The organism is Streptomyces herbicida (genome assembly GCF_032656585.1).
Taxonomy (GTDB): domain Bacteria; phylum Actinomycetota; class Actinomycetes; order Streptomycetales; family Streptomycetaceae; genus Streptomyces; species Streptomyces herbicida.
Genome location: NZ_JAUYWJ010000009.1, coordinates 98,378 through 115,800, shown reverse-complemented (window position 1 = coordinate 115,800; position 17,423 = coordinate 98,378). Strand labels below are relative to the sequence as shown.

Here is a 17,423-nt window from a genome sequence, read left to right as displayed (position 1 = left end):
GAGTGGACAACACACGCGTACGTTCGTTTGGAGATCGGCCAATACGTCGGCCATGCCGCGGCCCATACCGTCGGTCCATACCGTGGACCGACACCGGAAGGTGAGGACCCCATGGACGCCTGCACGCTCGGCGACCTCCTGGACGTCATCGGCGGTCCCTCCGTACGACTGCACACCGCCCCCGCCGGACTGACCGTGCCGGTCACCGAGGCGGTGCTGTACGACGCCCACGCCCCGGTCCCCCAGCTGCCCGGCGCGCTGCTCCTCGCGGTCGGGGTGCACGCGGCGGCGGCCGGGCCGCTGGTGCGGGCCGCCGCCGAGGCGGGGATGACCGGGGTGGTGGTGCGGGGGGCGGACGGGCCGGTCGGCGAGGCGGAGGCGCGGGGCGTGGCGCTGCTGTCGGTAGACGAGGACGCGGCCTGGCACCACGTCCATCTGCTGCTGGCGTCCGCGATCGGCACCCGCCCCGCCGCTTCCGGCAGCGGCCTCGGTGATCTGTTCGCGCTGGCCGACGCGATCGCCGCGGCGGCCGGCGGGGCCACCGCCATCGAGGACACCCGGCAGCGGATCCTGGCCTACTCGACCGTCCCCGATCAGCCCGTCGACGAGGACCGCCGGCAGGGCATCCTGGGCCTCCAGGTGCCGCCCAGCTCGGAGAACACCGAGCAGTACCGGGTGCTGTTCGCGGCCGACCGGCCGGTGCGGCTGCCCGCGCTGCGGGACGCGGACCTGCCCCGGCTGGCGATGCCCGTCCGGGCGGGCGGCGAGACGCTCGGCTCGGTCTGGGTGGTCGACGGCGGCACGCTCGCGCCCGACGCCGAGGAGACCCTCGCCCAGGGCGCCTCCACGGCCGCGCTGCTCCTGCTGCGCGCCCGGGCCGCGCAGGAACTGGCCCGCCACCAGAACAGCGATCTGCTGCGCCGGCTGCTGGAGGGCACGGCCGACGCGTCGACGGCCGCCCACCGGCTGGGGCTCGAGGGCGCCGTGCGGGTGGCCGCGTTCGTGCTCGACTCGGCGGCGAGCGTGCCTGACTCCGAGCGGACCGCCCTGCGTCTGCTGGACGTCGTACGCCTGCAGTGCCAGGCGCGCTACGGGCGGCATGCGTGCGTACTGGCCGACGGGGTGGTGTACGCGCTGCTTCCGGGCCCCGGGACCCGGCACCGGGCGCTTGCCGAGGACATCGTGCGGCGGGCCGGGCAGGCGCTGCGGGTGCCGGTGCGGGCGGCGCTGGGCGAGGTGGTGCCGGACCTCGGCGGGGTGGCCGACTCGCGGGCGGACGCGGACCTGGTGCTGCGGGTGCTGGGACCCGAGCTGCCGGTGGCGACGGTGGACGAGGTGCGCCCGCGCATCACCCTGCTGCGGCTGACGGAACTGCTGGGCGAGCGGCGGGAGCTGAGCGCGGGCGCCTGGCGCCGGGTGCTGGCGTACGACGCGGAGCAGGGCACGGACTATGCCCGCACCCTGGTCTGCTGGTTCGACGCGGGCTGCGACATGGCGGGCGCGGCGAAGCTGCTCGCCGTGCACCCCAACACCTGCCGCTACCGTCTGAAGCAGGCCCAGCAGCACGTCGGGATCGCCCTGGACGATCCCGACGAACGTCTGGTGCTGTGGCTCCAGTTGAGGGTCCTCGCGGGCCTCACAGGAGCCACTTCCTGAGGCGGTCCTCGCACTCCCGCAGATGCGCCACGGGGACGTACTCCCCCGCCGTGTGCGCGAGCGACGGGTCCCCGGGGCCGTAGTTGAGCGCGGGCACGCCCAGCGCGGCGAACCGGGCCACATCGGTCCACCCGAGCTTGGGCCGGGGCTGCGCGCCGAGCACGGCGACGAGGTCACCGACCCGCTCCAGCCTGGGCAGCGCCCCCGGCACGACCTCGGTGACCCGCACCTCGTACTCGGGGAAGAGCCCACGGACGTACGCCTCCGCCTCCTCGGCCGAACGGCTCGGCGCGAAGCGTGAGTTGACCGTGACGACGCACTCGTCGGGCACGACGTTCCCGGCGACCCCGGCCCGTACGGCGACCGCGCCGAGCCCCTCCCGGTACTCCAGCCCGTCGATGACGACCCGCTCCGGCGTGTGGTCGTCGAGCCGCTGGAGGACCCGGGCGGCCTTGTGGGCGGCGTTGACGCCCTTCCAGGCGCGGGCGGTGTGGGCGCGTTCGCCCCGGACGACGATGTCGGCACTGAGGATGCCCTGGCAGCCCGCCTCGACCCCGGCGTCGGAGGGCTCCATGAGGATCGCCAGGTCGGCCTGTTCGAGGAGACCGGGCCGTTCGGCGGCGATCCGGCCGAGCCCGTTGCGCTCGCCCTCGACCTCCTCGCACTCGTAGAAGACGTAGGTGAGGTCGAGCGCCGGGTCCGGGACGGTGGCCGCGAGGCGCAGGGCCACGGCCACCCCGCCCTTCATGTCGCAGGCGCCGAGTCCGTGGACGCGGTCGTCGGCGAGCCGGGAGGGGAGGTTGCCGGCGGCCGGCACGGTGTCCAGGTGCCCGGCGATCACGGCCCGTCGGGGGCGGCCGAGCCCGGTGCGGGCGACGACCGAGTTGCCGACGCGTTCCACGGTGAGGTGGGGGAGGGCGGCCAGGGCCGCCTCCACGGCGTCCGCGATCGCGGCCTCCTCCCCGCTCTCGGAGGGGAGGTCGACGAGGGCCCGGGTGAGGTCGACGATGCCGGCGGTGAGGTCCAGGGAGGTCATGCGAGGTCCTGCGGGAGCTGGTTGAGCTTGGAGTGCCGGATGCCGTAGAGGCCGTACACGACGAGGCCGACCGCCATCCACACGCCGAACGCGATCCAGGTGTCGGCGCCGAGGCTGAACAGCATGTAGGCGCAGAAGCCGACGCCGAGCAGGGGCGTGACCGGGGAGAAGGGGACGCGGAAGGAGCGGGCGGCCTCGGGGCTGCGCCGGCGCAGGATGACGACCGCCAGGTTGACCAGCATGAAGGCGAAGAGGGTGCCGATGCTGGTGGCGTCGGCGAGGCTGCCGAGGGGGACGAGCGCGGCGAGCACCGCGATGAAGGCGGAGACGATGACCGTGTTGGCGCGCGGCACCCCGGTGCGCGGATGCACCCTGGCGAACAGCGGCGGCACGAGACCGTCCCGGGCCATGGCGAACAGGATGCGGATCTGCCCGTACTGCACGGTCAGCACGACGCTGGTGGTGGCGACGACAGCGCCTATCGACAGCAGGACGGGCCAGACGTTCCCGCCGCCGACGGCCTGCACCAGCACCTGGCTCAGCGTGGCCTCGGTCCCCTCGAACTTCGTCCATGGCATGGCGCCGAGTGCGGCGACGGCGACGAGGACGTAGAGGGCGGTGACCAGGACGAGGGACAGGATGATGGCGCGCGGCAGGTCCCGCTGCGGGTTCCTGGCCTCCTCGCCCGCGGTGGAGGCGGCGTCGAAGCCGATGTAGGAGAAGAAGAGGGAGGCGGCACCGGCGCTCATGCCCGCGGCGCCCAGCGGGAACAGGGGCTGGAAGTTCCCGGCGTGGAAGGCGGTGAAGGCGACGGCGCAGAACATCACCAGGGCGGCGATCTTCACCGCGACCATGATCGTGTTGGCGACGGCGCTCTCCTTCGCGCCGCGCAGCAGCACGACCATGGCGAGTACGACGATGAGGGCGGCCGGAATGTTGAGCGTGCCGCCGAGGCCGGGCGGCGCGCTGAGCGACTCGGGCAGCGTGACACCGAGGGTGAGGTCGAGCAGTTCGTTGACGTACTGCCCCCAGCCCACGGCCACCGCGGCCACGGACACCCCGTACTCCAGGATCAGACACCAGCCGCAGACCCAGGCCACCAACTCCCCGAGGGTGGCGTAGGCGTAGCTGTACGAGGAGCCCGAGCCCGGGATCATGCCGGCCAGCTCGGCGTAGGAGAGCGCCGAGAAGAGCGCGGTCACCCCGGCGAGTACGAAGGAGACGACGATGGCCGGGCCCGCTTCGGGGACGGCCTGCCCGAGCACGACGAAGATGCCCGTGCCGAGGGTCGCGCCGACGCTGAGCAGCGTGAGCTGTGCGACCCCCATGGTCCGCTTGAGCGGGCTGCCCTCGGCCTCACCGACGAGCGTGCCGACGGCCTGCCGCCGGGTGAGGCGGCCTGCCGGTCTCGCTTCCTGCCCGGCCCTGGGCCGTGTTCCGACTGTCTCCACCGTGTCTTTCCCTCCGCCGTGGGGCTGTTATGGCCCCTGATGATGCGGAGGGACGACGAAGCCGGGGTGAGGGAATCGACCAAAGGTGGAGCGAGCCGATTTACGGATCGGCCAAAGAATTCGCGCTAGCGCAACGCTTCGGCAACCTCCCGGGCCGCGTCCACGACCCGCGGCCCCACCCGCTCGGGCACGGAGTCCGCCAGCATCACGACACCGACGCTGCCCTCCACCCCCGTGACGCCGAGCAGGGGCGCCGCTGCCCCGCTGGCACCCGCCTCCAACTCACCGTGTGTCAGGGTGTATCCGGGCTCCGTCAGCGGCGACTGCCGCGCCGAGAGGATCGCCCGGCCCGCGGCTCCGCGGTCCAGCGGATGCCGGAAGCCCGCCCGGTAGGCCACGTGATAGTCCGTCCACGTCGGCTCGACCACCGCGACGGCCAGTGCCTCCGTGCCGTCGACGAGCGTGAGATGGGCCGTCGCCCCGATGTCCTCGGCCAGCGCCCGCAGTGCGGGCAGTGCCGCCTCGCGCACCAGCGGATGCACCTGCCGGCCCAGGCGCAGCACTCCCAGCCCGACCCGGGCTCGCCCGCCCAGGTCACGCCGTACCAGCGCATGCTGTTCGAGCGTGGCCAGCAACCGGTACACGACGGTCCGGTTCACGCCCAGTTTGTTGGAAAGCTCGGTGACGGTCAGCCCGTGGTCCGTGTCGGCCAGCAGCTTGAGGACGCGCAGTCCCCGGTCGAGCGTCTGAGAGGTCTCCGCGGTCACGACGCCCACTCCTTAAGTGGTGAGGTCGGCAACCCCTTCGCGGCGGATGCGTCGCAGAGTCCCGTCGGCGACGCGCTTCAGAGGCCGCCGATCGGCATGGCGGCCCGGCGGCTCCGGGCCCAGTCGCTTCACGGCTGCGCTCCGCGGCGGCGCTGCCACGGGGCGTGTGCGTAGCGGGACATTAGCGAAGCCGGTTCGCTGAGCGGAAGCCTCCGTCCAGAATCCGGGCAAGACCAGATCCGGCCTGCCTACATTCGTCCGGATACGCACACGGGCCGCCCGAGCAGGGGTTCGGGGCAAGGCCCCGTGACGATCACCTCTTGACCCATCGAGACGGGCAGCTGGGGCGGGCGGCCGGGGCGGCCCACCGAGGCGGGGGCGGGCAGGCGGCCGAGACGGGGGCGGGGGCGGAGCCCCGTGACGGCCCTCTCCGGCCGACCGAGACAGGTGGGCGGGTGGGCGGAAGATTTCGGCGAACCCAGCGGAGCGTCACCGCATGCGGGTGGCCCACTCCTGCACCTTGGCGATCCGCTGCCTGAGCTGCCCGGCCGTCGCTTCGGCGCTCGGCGGCCCCCCGCACACCCGCCGCAGCTCGGTGTGGATCACCCCGTGCGGCTTGCCGCTCTGGTGGACGTAGGCGCTCACCATCGTGTTGAGCTGCTTGCGCAGCTCCATCATCTCCTTGTGGCTGACCACCGGCCGCCGCTCGGCCGGCAGTTCGAGCAGGTCGGCCTCGGAGTCGGGCTTCTTGCGGCTGTGCGCGATCTGCCGGGCCTGCCGCTTCTGGAGCAGCAGTTGCACCTGGTCGGGTTCGAGGAGCCCCGGGATGCCGAGATAGTCCTGCTCCTCCTCGCTCCCCGGGTGGGCCTGCATGCCGAACTCGGCGCCGTCGTACAGCACCCGGTCGAAGACGGCGTCGGACTCGAGGGCCTCGAAGGGGAGCATGTCCTGCTCGCCGGTGTCCTCGTCCTGCTCCTTGTTCGCCTCCTCCATCTCCTTCTCGGACTCGGCGTACGGGTCCTCCTCACCCTCCTTCCTCGGCTTGTCGAGGGCGTGGTCCCGCTCCACCTCCATCTCGTTGGCGAAGGTGAGCAGGTCGGGGACGGTCGGCAGGAAGACGGAGGCGGTCTCGCCGCGCCGCCGGGACCGTACGAAACGGCCGACGGCCTGTGCGAAGAAGAGCGGTGTGGAGATGGTGGTGGCGTAGACCCCGACGGCGAGCCGGGGCACGTCGACGCCTTCGGACACCATGCGGACGGCGACCATCCAGCGGTCGTTGCTCTCGCTGAACTCGTCGATCCTCTTCGAGGCGCCGGCGTCGTCGGAGAGGACGAGGGTGGCCTTCGTGCCCGTGATCTCGCGGATGAGCTTGGCGTAGGCGCGAGCCGAGTCCTGGTCGGAGGCGATGACGAGGGCGCCCGCGTCCGGGATGCCCTTCCTGACCTCGGTCAGCCGCTGGTCGGCGGCGCGCAGCACGCTGGGCATCCATTCGCCGCGCGGGTCGAGGGCGGTGCGCCAGGCCTGGCTGACGGCGTCCTTGGTCATGGGCTCGCCGAGCCGGGCGGCGATCTCGTCACCGGCCTTGGTCCGCCAGCGCATGTTGCCGCTGTAGGAGAGGAAGATCACCGGCCGGACGACATGGTCGGCGAGCGCGTTGCCGTACCCGTAGGTGTAGTCGGCGGCGGACCGCCGGATGCCGTCCGTCCCCTCCTCGTACGTCACGAAGGGGATGGGGTTGGTGTCGGACCGGAAGGGCGTACCGGTGAGCGCGAGCCGTCGGGTGGCCGGCTCGAAGGCCTCCAGACAGGCCTCGCCCCAGGACTTGGAGTCACCGGCGTGGTGGATCTCGTCGAGGATCACGAGGGTCTTGCGCTGCTCGACCCGGTTGCGGTGCAGCATCGGGCGCACGCCGACACCGGCGTAGGTGACCGCGACCCCGTCGTAGTCCTTGCCGAGCGGTCCGGCGCTGTATTCGGGGTCGAGCTTGATCCCGATCCGCGCGGCCGCCTCCGCCCACTGCTTCTTCAGGTGCTCGGTCGGCGCGACCACGGTCACCTGCTGCACGACATGGTGGTGCAGCAGCCAGGAGGCGAGGGTGAGGGCGAAGGTCGTCTTGCCCGCGCCGGGGGTCGCGACCGCCAGGAAGTCGCGCGGCTGCTCCTGGACGTACTTCTCCATCGCCCCCTGCTGCCAGGCACGCAGCTTGCTGGCGGTGCCCCAGGGAGCGCGGCCCGGGAAGGCCGGGGAGAGATGGTGGGAGTGGGAGGAAGCGGCGGTAGTAGTCACGGTCTCCGTGGAGGGGGTCGAATGGAGGGGGCCGCGCGCACCGCGTCGGTCGGGCGGTGCCGGGTGACGGGCGGGCGGCTCGGCTACGTATGACAACCGGGCCACCCTACCGGCGGCCCGGTGGTGTCAACGCCCGGACGAGGCCCGGTCGCCCGTGGGTGGGATCCACGTCACAGGGCACGCAACCGCCGAGCGATCACCGCGACATCGCTCTCCTCGCCGGAGGCCACGTCGATGACCAGCTCGTACGCCGTGTCCTGGTCCACGCCTGCGAGGTCGACCCCGTTGACGGCGAGGAAGGTGGCCGCGGCCAGCCAGGCGGTGCGCTTGTTGCCGTCGACGAGGGGGTGGTTGGTGGCGATGGCGTGGAGCAGCGCGGCGGCCTGTTCGTACCGGTCCCGGTAGGCCGCCGTACCGAACATCCGGGCGCGGGGCCGGTGCACGGCCGAGGCGAGCAGCCCCGGCTCCCGGGCCTCGGGCGCCCGTCCCCCGAAGGCGACCTCGGCGAGCGCGGTGACCTCGGCGACGGTGAGGTGACGGGTCATTCGCCGAGCCTCCTCAGCAGGTCGGCGTGGGCCCCGGCCAGCCGCCCGGCGACGGCACGCACGGCGAGCTCCTCGTCGTGCAGATGCCTGCGTACGGCGTCCAGGGCGACGTCCTGCGGCGTGCGCCCCTGGGCGTCCGCGAGGTCGTCGAGGGCCTGCCGGGTGGCCGGGTCGAGGGTGAGGGTCAGCTCGGGCTGGTGCATGCGGGGAGGGTAGGCCCAACGGCCGGGGCCGGGCGATCTCTTTACGGCCGACGGACCGCTCGCCGTCTGCGACCCACTCACCGCTCCCGCAGCCGTGTGGTCACCCAGGCCCCGATCAAGGCCACCCCGGCCATGGGCAGGAACACGGCGGCGAAGGCGGCCGGATGCGACCCGGAGCCGCCCGCCGCCGTGACCGTGGCGTGTGCCGCGCTCCCGCCGCCCAGGGTCGCGAAGGCCGCGCCGGCCACCGCGAGGAGGACCACATTGGAGAGGGCGTCGGAGATCTGCAGGGCGGCGGAGTTGGCGCCGGCCTCTGCGGGGGCGGAGAGGTGCAGCAGGAGCACTCCGGCGGAGGCGATCACCAGCCCCATGCCGAAGCAGCCGAAGCCCCAGGCGACGGCGAGGATCCACACGGGCACGGTGTGGATCAGCACACTGGGCGCCGTGGCGATCGCGGCCGCGACCAGCACCATCCCCAGGGTCATCAGCCGCTCCCGGTACGGCTCCACCCGCGGCCGCGACTGCACCCACGACCCGAGCGCCCAGGTCGCCCCGCCCGCCGCGAGCGAGAACCCGGCCAGCGTCGGCGACAGCCCCCGCTGGGTCACCAGCATCAGCGGCACGAACGACTCCGCGGCGATGAAGGACCCCGCGGCCACCCCGCGCAGCAGCACGACGGACGGCAGCCCGCGCGCGGCCCGGTAGGTACCGCGCGGCAGGAGCCCGAGCACGGCCGGCACGAGGAGGGCGGCGCCCGCGAGTCCGGGGAGCACGGAGACCCACCGCAGACCCTGCGCGGCGTACTGGAGCAGGCCGGCGCCGAGCGAGATCCCGAGGGCGAGCCGGATGCGACGCCGGTCGAACGAGGGGCTTGCGGCTCCCGCCGCGCCCGCGTCGACCGGCCCTCCGGCCCGCTGCCGTATCTGCGGCAGGGCGAGCGCCAGCGGGAACACGACGAGCACCGGAATCCCGATGAACACCCACCGCCAGCCGAGATGCTCGGTCACGGCCCCCGCCGCGAGCGGCCCGACGATGGAGGGTACGACCCACCCGGCGGCGAACGCCGCCAGGATCGCGGGGCGCAGCCGCTCCGGATAGGCCCGCCCCACGACGACGTACAGCGCGACGATCACCAGCCCGCCGCCGAGCCCCTGCACGGCGCGCCCCAGGATGAACACCCACATCGCACCGGCGGTCCCGGCCACGACCAGCCCGGCGGCGAAGGCCGCGATGCCGGTGGTCAGCGGGCCCAGCGGGCCCCGCCGGTCCGACCACTGCCCCGAGAGCACCATCCCGAACAGGCTGGTGGTGAAGTACCCGGAGAAGGCGAACGCGTACAGCGCCAGCCCGTCCAGTTCCCGCGCCGCGACCGGCATCGCCGTCCCCACGGCCGTCGCCTCGAAGGCGATCAGCAGGACGACGGAGACGATCCCGACACTGAGCGCACGGTACGACCGCCCCAGCACACTCTCGTCGGCTCTGTCGGCAGGTTCCTCGGCGACTCCGGCGTCGCGCGGCTCAAGGGCGGTCATGGTCGCCAGGGTAAGTCGCACTGCCCCCTTTCGCCCCTGTCGCGAGTCGTCCCCGGCCTCGGACCTTGGTCGTAGGCCCTGCTTTCGTGAACGGCGTGTGGCAGTCCCATTGCAGCCCCCGCGCTTCCCTTGAGCCGCCCGCCGCCCCCGCCCTACGGTCATTCCACGCACACGGCCGTGTGCCCGAGTGGTTCAGGGGCTCGCCTGCACTGCATCGATCAGCGGGCTCCGCCCGCGGGGAGTTACGCGGGTTCGACTTCCTCCACGGCCGTGGAGGAACGAAGTACCAATGGCCGTGTGCCCGAGTGGTTCAGGGGCTCGCCTGCAAAGCGAGTTACGTGGGTTCGAATCCCGCCACGGCCTCCAAACCCGGCGCGTCCGACCACTGGCGGGCAGTCGGCCGCGCGCCCGAGTGGTTCAGGAGCTCGCCTGCACTGCATCGATCAGCGGGCTCCGCCCGCGGGGAGCTACGCGGGTTCGAATCCCGCCACGGCCTCTGATTTCGGTGTGCTGTGGCGTGCCCAGAGCCAGGGCGTCAGTTGCGCGGTGCCGAATGCCGTTTCCACGGCGAAGAAGATCCACAGGAGGTGGAAGGCGCCGTGGGTCGCCGCGTAGGACTGCCACAGGGCGAACAGGATGCGGGCCGTGCCGTCCAGGAGGCCGTGCAATGGCAGGGGGCCGGTGATCCGCAGGAGGGCCCAGACGACCACCACCGAGCCCAGCAGGTTGGCGTACAGGGTCTGCATCGGGTCGAGGGCGGGCAGGGTGCCCAGGCCCATGGTCTCGCCCAGCGAGGACAGCGCGTCGTGCAGCAGGGCGTAGGTCCACGGTGTCGCGAACCCCGCCGTGATGACGAGGTCGTACCAGGCGCTCGCTCGTACGAGGCGCAGATAGGCGGGGTGGGAAGGAGAGAGGAGTCTGTGTCGGTTCACGACGCCCGACGCTAAACAGTGGAGTACTGTCCAAGGTCAAGCCCAGCAAGCCCATCCAGCCCGTCGAGTCCAGGATCCGGTGGAGGGTCGTGCGTATCGGGGAACTGGCCACGCAGGCCGGCATGACCAGGGACACCATCCGCTTCTACGAGAAGATCGGCCTCGTCACGGGGCGGCGGCTGGCCAACGGCTACCGCGACTTCCCGCCGGAGACGGTGCCCTGGCTGCACTATGTCCGCACCGCCCAGACCCTCGGCTTCTCACTGGCCGAGATCGCCCGGCACGGCGAGGAACTGCGGGACGCCCCGGACTCCGCCGAAGCGCTGTCGGCGCTGTTCGAGGAGAAGATCCGGGTCATCGACGCGCGGATGGCCGAACTCGCCGCCCTGCGCGCCGAACTGGGCACACGTGTCGGCACCGGCTGCCCCCTGCGGGCGGCCGACGGTCAGAGCACGCCGCCCGCCTCGTCCTGGAACAGTTCCGTCCAGTAGTGCCAGTCGGCGTCGGACGTCGTGCCCGTCGGGTCGACCGTGGACAGCACCTGGATCATCGTCGCGGCCAGCTGGTCGTACGCGTCGGTGGTCAGTTCGCCGCCCAGGTCCGCGTCGATCGCCCGCTCGCGGTGCAGCAGCCAGAGGGTGAAGGCGAGGGTGGAGACGTCCGTGTTGAGCGGGTGGAGGGTCGCCTCGGACTCGCTGAAGTTCAGGACCGCGCCCGTCGTGCCGTCCACCACCAGGCTGTTGTCCTCGACGAGATGGCCGAGGCGTATCAAGTGGTCGGAGTGGGCGGGGAGTTCGTCGAGCGGGTACTCGTCGGCGCGCTCGTCCGTGTAGTACTCCGTCAGCGTCGGCAGCGGCACGTCCGTGTCGAGGTGGAAGAGGACCGCGGCCTCGGGCAGGCCCGTCTCGCGCAGGAAGCGGCGGGTCGGCTCGTGGGTGAGCGTGGCGGGGAAGTCGACCTCTTCGAACCGGGCCACCCGGCCGTGGCCGAACTCCTGGTCCAGGAGGCGCGCGGGGACGTCCAGGGTGAGGCCGGAGTTCCTGCCGGGGCCCGCCGCGAGGGCAAGCGGCCGGATCAGCGCGGCCGCTTTCCAGTACGGCGGGACGTCGCCGTCCGTGTCCTCCTCGAAGAGGGCGAGGAGCCTGCGGGACGCCTCGGTCACCGTCTTGGTGCCGTAGTGGCCCGCGAAGGAGGCGAAACGGCCGCGCAGACCGGCCAGTTCCTCGGTGACCGCGGCGAATCGCAGCAGGGTCTTCAGGGAGGGCGCGAGCGGGCGGCTGTCCGACGGGTCTACGAGGCAGGTGGTGGTGATCTCGCCGGTGTCGCCGTCGAGCAGGATCGACTCCGTCCCCATGGCCGCCGGGGCGAGCAGTTCCCCTATCACCAGCCGGTCCCGCAGTTCTTCCGCCAGACGGGCCGGGCCGTCCGTGGCGTCGGCGAGCGTGCGCAGACCGGCGGTGCGCAGCGGCGCGAACGTCAACAGATCGCCGTCGCACGGCAGTCCGGCGCCGGTCAGCAGGCCGCGCGTCGGCACGTGCGTGACGTACGGATCGAGCTCGTGCTCGGTCAAGGTGATCGCCGCGACACCGGCGTCGGTCGTGCTCATCGCTCCCCCGCGATTTTTTGTAGTACGGCGTCGTACGGCGTGGTGCCCGCCCGACAGTCCCCCACTGCCCAGAACCCTACGCCGCACCACTGACAACGGCTCGCGGATAAAGGACGTCAGGCGCCCCTGGCCCGTTCCGTCACGGCGAGGATCACGTGCCCGGTGACGACGACGCCGCCCCTCAGGTGAAGTAAACGCCGCCCAGCACGACGACCACCGCCGCGAGCACGAACAGCAGGATCCAGATCAGCAACTTGCCGATGCTGGGCGGCGGTTCGTAGCGCGGCTCGTTCTCGGGCGCGCTCACTGGCCCGTCACGACCGCGGCCTGCGGGCGGATCGGGAGGCGGTTCACCGGGCGGCCGGTCGCGGACCGTACGGCGGAGGCGATCGCCGCCGGGGAGGTCACCACCGGCACCGCGCTGACGGCCTTCGCCCCGAAGGGGGCGACCACGTCCCGCTCCTCCACCAGCTTGACGATCCGGATGTCCGGCGCGTCCAGAGCGGTGGGCAGGGCGTATCCGGTGAGGTCGGGATGGCGGATCAGGCCGCGCGGGGTGCGCAGGTTCTCGGTGAGGGCAAGGCCGACGCCCTGGGTGACGCCCGCCTCGATGCGGGCGGAGAGCTGCGCCGGATTGAGGATCCGGCCCACGTCCTGGGCGACGGCCAGCTCCACGACCCGTACCGAGCCGAGCTCGATGTCGACGTCCACCACCGCGCGGATGGCGCAGAAGGCGAGGCCGACGAAGGCGTCGCCCTGGCCCTCGGCGTTCAGCGGCTCGGTGGGGTGCGGGCGGCACTGTGCCGTTGCCCACAGTTCCTTGCCGTCCATCGCCTCGGTGACGGTGGTCGACAGCACGCCGTCGTACGACGTGATCTTGCCGTCGGTGATCTGCAGCAGCTCGGTGGACATGCCGAACTTGTGCGCCAGGGGCTGGAGCAGCTGGGTGCGGACCATCTTGGCCGCCCGCTCCACCGCGCCGCCCGAGACCCAGGTGTGGCGGCCCCGGCAGCCCGGGCCGGCCGGGGGCTGGTCGGTGTCGACGGGCGCGACGTGCACCTCGTCGATGCCCAGGGTCTCCTGGACGATCTGACGGGCCAGCGTGGTGAAGCCCTGGCCCGTCTCCACCGCCGCGCACAGCACGGTAGCGACGCCGTCGTGGACCTTCACCGTCGCCGTGGAGACCTCGTCGGCGCCCTCCGCACCGAGCATGTGCACCATGCCCAGGCCGTAGCCGACGCCCCGGCGCACCGCGCCCGGCTCGCCCGCGCCCTCCGGGCCGCCGGGCAGCAGCCACTCGTCCTCGGGGGTGTCCTTCGGCAGCGGCGGGAGCGGGAAGTCCCGTACCGCCTGGAGGAGTTCGGCCACGGGGGCCGGGCAGGTCACCGTCTGGCCGATCGGGAGTACGTCCCCGGTGGCGAGCACATTGCGCAGGCGCAGCTCCGCCGGGTCCAGGCCGACCTTCTTGGCGAGCTTGTCCATCTGCGCCTCGTAGGCGGCGCACACCTGCATGGCGCCCTCACCGCGTACATGGCCGGAGGGCGGGTTGTTGGTGCGGACGGCCCAGCCCTCGATGAAGGCGTTCGGGACGACGTACGGGCCGCAGGCGAAGGAGACCGCGGCGGCCAGGGCCTCCGAGGAGGTGTCCGCGTACGCGCCCGCGTCGAGCAGGATCTGCGCCTCGACCTTGACCAGGTTGCCCTCGGTGTCGGCGTGGTGGCGGTAGCGCAGAAGGGTGGGGTGCCGGTGGACGTGGCCCAGGAAGGATTCCTCACGGGTCGCCGTCAGCTTCACCGGGCAGCCGGTCTTCAGCGCCAGCAGGCCGAGCGGGAGCTGGAAGCCCTGGTCCTCGCGGTCGGCGGTGGCGCCGGGGACACCGGTGACGACGATCTTCACTCGGTCGGGGGTCAGCCCGTAGACCGCGGCGGCCGTGTTGCGGTCGGTGTGCGGGTCGGTGGAGGCCATGTAGAGCTCGACGCCGCCGTCCGGGCGCGGCACGGCGAGGCCGGCCTCGGCGCCGATGGGGGCGGGGTCCTGGCGGCCGATGCGGTACAGACCCTCGACGACGATCTCGCCGGCCGCGTCCGGGTCGCCGTGGCGCAGCGGGATGTGCCGGATCAGATTGCCGTCGGGGTGCAGCGGCTCGGCCTCGAAGGCCTGCTCCGGGTCGGTCACCGGATCGAGCACTTCGTACTCGACGATGACGGCCGCCGCGGCCATCCGCGCGGTGTCGGGATGGTCGGCGGCGACGGCCGCGATGGGCTCGCCGTGGTGGCGTACGACCTCGGAGGCGAACACCGGGCGGTCCGGCGTGCCCCGGCCGTGCCGGGGGGTGCCGGGCACGTCCTCGTGGGTGACGACGGCCCGGACGCCGGCCATCTCGCGCGCGTGAGTGGTGTCGATGGACAGGATGCGCGCGTGCGGGTGCGGGGAGCGCAGCACGGCCGCCCACAGCAGGCCCTCCGCCCACAGGTCGGCCGCGTAGGGGAACGTGCCCTCGGTCTTGGCACCGGCGTCGGCCGGGAGCAGGGAGGCGCCGAGGCCGTGCGGCAAGGGCTCGGGGGCGGGGGCGGCCTCCGCGGCGGTGGTCGCGGTGGCGGCTTCGTTGCTCACGCCTGGCCTCCGTCCTGTCCGTGGGACTGGTCCTGTCCGTAGGACTCATCCTGTCCGTAGGACTGGTCCTGTCCGTAGGACTCATCCTGTCCGTAGGACTGGTCGTGCCCATAGGACTGGTCGTGCGGGACCGGCGGTCCGGACGCCTCGAACGCCGACGGGTTGACGCCACCGGCACCCGGGCCCGCCTGGTGCGGAATACGTGCCTCGTCCCCGTCCGTCTCGGCCTCCGCCGCGGCGTGCGCCTCGCGTTCGGCGACGACCGCGTTGACGGCGTCCAGGACGCCCCGGTAGCCGGAGCAGCGGCACAGGTTGCCGCACAGCGCCTGGCGCGCCTCCAGCTCGGTCGGCGTCGGGTTGCCCTCGAGGAGGTCGTGCACGGTCATGGCCATGCCGGGCACGCAGAAACCGCACTGCACCGCACCGCACTTGGCGAGCGCCCGCTGTACGTCGGAAGACTGCCCGTCGACGGCGAGCCCCTCGACCGTGCGGACCTCGCTGCCGGCCGCGGTCACCGCGGGCACCAGGCAGGAGGCGACGAGTCGGCCGTCCACCTGGACGTTGCACGCCCCGCACTCGCCCTGCGAGCAGCCGTCCTTGGCGCCCGCGAGCCCGAGCCGCTCCCGCAGGACGTACAGCAGGGACTCGCCGATCCAGGCGTCGGTGACCGGTCGGTCGGCGCCGTTGACGCGGAGGACGAAGGAGGCGAGGGGGTGGTCGTCGTGCGCGGGCGCCCGGTCCTGCGGGGCCGCGCCGTCGTCGCCCGTGGCGGCCGCCTCCCGGGCCTCCGGGGCGGGTTCGGCATCGGCGGTGACGCCGTGGCCCGCGGGGCTGCCGGTGGGCCCTTCAGGGGCCTCCTCGGCCCCGTGGGCGTCCTCGGCCCCGATCCCTTCGGCCGGTTCGGCGTCCTCGGCCGGCTCCGGCGTCCCGTCGGTCTCTTGTGCGGGGTACGCCGGTGCGGTGGCCGGCTCGGGCGCGGGCCGGGAGGCGTGGTCGGCGTCGGGCTCCGCGTCGTGCGCGCCCGGGCCGTGTCCGGCCCCGGCTCCGGTGTCGTGGTCGGTCGGCGGCTCGGGGTATCCGACGCCGGTCGCGCCGCCTTCCGGGGCGGAGTGGCCCGGGGCGCCCGGGTGACCGGCGTCGGGCGCACGGTCCGGGTGCTCCACGACGACGTGTCCGGTACCCGCCCGGGTCTCGCCCGCCCGCGGATCCGCCGTCTGCTGTCCCCAGGGCTGTCCGGCGCCCTCCGTCGCCCAGGGCGCGGGCGCGCCACCAGGGAGGGTGGCCGGCGGGGTGCCGCCCCACTGCTCGACGAGGGAGGACGTGGTGAACTCGCCCGATTCGTCCGGAAGGTCGCCGCCGGCGACGGGGATGGACCACTGGCCGGTCACGTCGTGGCCGGGAGCGGACGCGGGGGGCGCGGGGGGCGCGGCGGGCGCGGCGGTCTCGTCGAAGGTCCACTGCTGGGTGGACATGGGGTTGTATGCGAACCGGTCGTCCGCGCCCGGCTCCTGGGGCACGGCGTTCGGGTCGGGCCACTGCGCGCCGTCGGCCGGCACGGCCCAGGCACCCGTCGCCCCCGGGTCGGTCACGGCGTCCTGGCCGGGGGTCACCGCTATCCGCGGCGGTACGTAGCCGTGACCGGGCGCGGCGAGCGGGGTGTCGCCGGCCAGGAGGGCGTCGATGCCCCCTTCGGGGAGTTTCACGAAAGCGGTGGCGCCGTCGTCGTAGTCGCCCTGGGGCAGCGGGTCCCAGCGGCTACGGCCCCGGGACGCGCCCTCTCCGTGCTGGTCGTCGGTCACGACAGCGCCCTCCCCAGTGCTCGTCGGGCCAGCGCGGCGACGCTGCGCCGCAGGTGCAGTACGGCGGGCGGAAGCGGCGGTACGGAGCCGTCCTCCTCCGGGGCCGGGTCGGGGATGCAGGCCGCGGCGACGTACTCCCCGAAGGCGTTCAGCGCCTCGGGGACGATCGCGCGGTCGTTGTCCCAGTCGATGAGCCGGGAGACCCACTGCTCGGCCTCCAGGGGCCTGAGCGGCATCGGCGCTATGGCCCCGACGGCGCATCGCACCCCGCGCCGGGCGGGGTCGAGGACCAGGGCCACGGAGGCCGTCGCCCGGCCCGGTCCGGTCCGGCCGGTCGCTTTCAGGAAGACCTGCGGGGCGTGCAGCAGCGGCACGCGCACGTAGCCGATGAGTTCGCCGGCGCGCAGCATCTCCATGCCCGCCAGCAGGTGCGACACCGGGATCTCCCGCCGGGACCCGCCCGGGCCCGCGACGATCAGCGCCGCCTCCAGGGCGGCGAGGACCGGAAGCGCGTCCCCGGTGGGCGCGGCCGAGGCGATGTTGCCGCCCAGGGTGCCCGCGTTGCGGATGTGCGGCGGACCCGCGGCGCGCGCGGCGGCGGCGAGCGCGGGGATCAGGGCGGCGAAGTCGGGGCGGCCCATGCGCGCATGCGTGAGGCCCGCGCCGAGCAACGCGTGGCCGTCCTGGTACTGCCAGCCGCGGATCTCGCTGATCCGGCCGAGGCCCACCAGGCCGGCGGGCCTGAGCTGTCCGGAGTTCACGGCGGCCATGAGGTCGGTGCCGCCCGCCACGGGGACGGCCGCGGGCATGGCGGAGAGCGCCGCCACGGCCTCGTCCAGAGTCGTGGGCAGCGTGACGGCCTGCGCCGCCTGCGGTGCGTGCGTGGTCAAACCGGCTGCCCCTTCCCGCTGCCCCCACCTGGTCCCACCTGTGTGGCCGTACGGTACGTGCTCACAGGGCGGACGTGGCAACTCTGGCACATCATCGCAACACTCGA

Annotated in this window: 15 protein-coding genes and 2 tRNA genes; 4 read left to right on the top strand and 13 right to left on the bottom strand. The window is 73.3% G+C overall.

Annotated features, from left to right (window positions below; translation table 11 throughout):
- The first annotated feature begins 111 nt into the window (after positions 1–111).
- Positions 112–1,656 carry a PucR family transcriptional regulator gene (locus tag Q8A52_RS20040; RefSeq protein ID WP_316754031.1) on the top strand — a complete coding sequence of 515 codons (1,545 nt, stop codon included), beginning with the start codon at positions 112–114 and terminating at the stop codon, positions 1,654–1,656.
- On the opposite strand, the gene dapE is transcribed toward Q8A52_RS20040, so the two are convergent.
- The 7 genes from dapE to Q8A52_RS20005 all read right to left on the bottom strand — a co-directional run bounded on the left by dapE (position 1,637) and on the right by Q8A52_RS20005 (position 9,476).
- Positions 1,637–2,692, bottom strand: coding sequence for a succinyl-diaminopimelate desuccinylase (gene dapE / locus Q8A52_RS20035; protein WP_316754030.1), 1,056 nt, complete (start codon positions 2,690–2,692; stop codon positions 1,637–1,639). The genes Q8A52_RS20040 and dapE overlap by 20 nt on opposite strands.
- The gene (locus Q8A52_RS20030; RefSeq protein WP_316754029.1) at positions 2,689–4,143 is read right to left on the bottom strand and encodes an amino acid permease; all 1,455 of its coding nucleotides are present in this window, start codon (positions 4,141–4,143) and stop codon (positions 2,689–2,691) included. The genes dapE and Q8A52_RS20030 overlap by 4 nt, the downstream gene beginning before the upstream one ends.
- Positions 4,144–4,268: 125 nt before the next feature.
- Positions 4,269–4,910, bottom strand: a complete 642-nt coding sequence (locus tag Q8A52_RS20025) for an IclR family transcriptional regulator (protein WP_316754028.1) — start codon at positions 4,908–4,910, stop codon at positions 4,269–4,271.
- Between the two features lie 489 nt (positions 4,911–5,399).
- A complete protein-coding gene (locus Q8A52_RS20020; protein ID WP_316754027.1) occupies positions 5,400–7,196 on the bottom strand; it encodes a DEAD/DEAH box helicase in 1,797 nt (598 codons plus the stop codon).
- A 170-nt stretch (positions 7,197–7,366) separates the two neighbouring features.
- Entirely contained in the window at positions 7,367–7,741 is a 375-nt protein-coding gene (locus tag Q8A52_RS20015; RefSeq protein WP_316754026.1) for a type II toxin-antitoxin system death-on-curing family toxin, read from the bottom strand.
- Positions 7,738–7,944 (bottom strand): hypothetical protein, encoded by a 207-nt coding sequence (locus tag Q8A52_RS20010; RefSeq protein ID WP_316754025.1) that lies wholly within the window; start codon positions 7,942–7,944, stop codon positions 7,738–7,740. Before Q8A52_RS20010 ends, Q8A52_RS20015 begins: the two co-directional genes overlap by 4 nt.
- Before the next feature lie 77 nt (positions 7,945–8,021).
- Positions 8,022–9,476 carry an MFS transporter gene (locus Q8A52_RS20005; RefSeq protein WP_316754024.1) on the bottom strand — a complete coding sequence of 485 codons (1,455 nt, stop codon included), beginning with the start codon at positions 9,474–9,476 and terminating at the stop codon, positions 8,022–8,024.
- A 173-nt stretch (positions 9,477–9,649) separates the two neighbouring features.
- On the opposite strand from Q8A52_RS20005, the gene Q8A52_RS20000 reads away from it, so the two are divergent.
- A tRNA-OTHER gene (locus Q8A52_RS20000) sits at positions 9,650–9,747 on the top strand.
- Between the two features lie 20 nt (positions 9,748–9,767).
- Positions 9,768–9,842, top strand: a tRNA-Cys gene (locus tag Q8A52_RS19995).
- A 101-nt stretch (positions 9,843–9,943) separates the two neighbouring features.
- Here the strand turns inward: Q8A52_RS19995 and Q8A52_RS19990 are convergent.
- A complete protein-coding gene (locus Q8A52_RS19990; protein WP_316754023.1) occupies positions 9,944–10,408 on the bottom strand; it encodes a hypothetical protein in 465 nt (154 codons plus the stop codon).
- 89 nt (positions 10,409–10,497) lie between these two features.
- Here Q8A52_RS19990 and Q8A52_RS19985 point away from each other — a divergent pair, with 89 nt between their 5' ends.
- Complete coding sequence (locus Q8A52_RS19985) at positions 10,498–10,899, top strand: MerR family transcriptional regulator (RefSeq protein WP_316754022.1); 402 nt, start codon at positions 10,498–10,500, stop codon at positions 10,897–10,899.
- Here Q8A52_RS19985 and Q8A52_RS19980 read toward each other — a convergent pair.
- The 5 genes from Q8A52_RS19980 to Q8A52_RS19960 form a co-directional block, all read right to left on the bottom strand.
- Entirely contained in the window at positions 10,854–12,014 is a 1,161-nt protein-coding gene (locus tag Q8A52_RS19980; protein WP_316754021.1) for an SUKH-4 family immunity protein, read from the bottom strand. The two genes, Q8A52_RS19985 and Q8A52_RS19980, sit on opposite strands and share 46 nt — an antisense overlap.
- 181 nt (positions 12,015–12,195) lie before the next feature.
- Entirely contained in the window at positions 12,196–12,321 is a 126-nt protein-coding gene (locus Q8A52_RS19975; protein WP_316754020.1) for a hypothetical protein, read from the bottom strand.
- Entirely contained in the window at positions 12,318–14,627 is a 2,310-nt protein-coding gene (locus tag Q8A52_RS19970; RefSeq protein WP_316754019.1) for a xanthine dehydrogenase family protein molybdopterin-binding subunit, read from the bottom strand. Before Q8A52_RS19970 ends, Q8A52_RS19975 begins: the two co-directional genes overlap by 4 nt.
- Positions 14,624–16,426, bottom strand: coding sequence for a 2Fe-2S iron-sulfur cluster-binding protein (locus Q8A52_RS19965; protein WP_316754018.1), 1,803 nt, complete (start codon positions 16,424–16,426; stop codon positions 14,624–14,626). Before Q8A52_RS19965 ends, Q8A52_RS19970 begins: the two co-directional genes overlap by 4 nt.
- Entirely contained in the window at positions 16,423–17,316 is an 894-nt protein-coding gene (locus tag Q8A52_RS19960) for an FAD binding domain-containing protein (protein WP_316754017.1), read from the bottom strand. The genes Q8A52_RS19965 and Q8A52_RS19960 overlap by 4 nt, the downstream gene beginning before the upstream one ends.
- Positions 17,317–17,423: the final 107 nt, after the last annotated feature.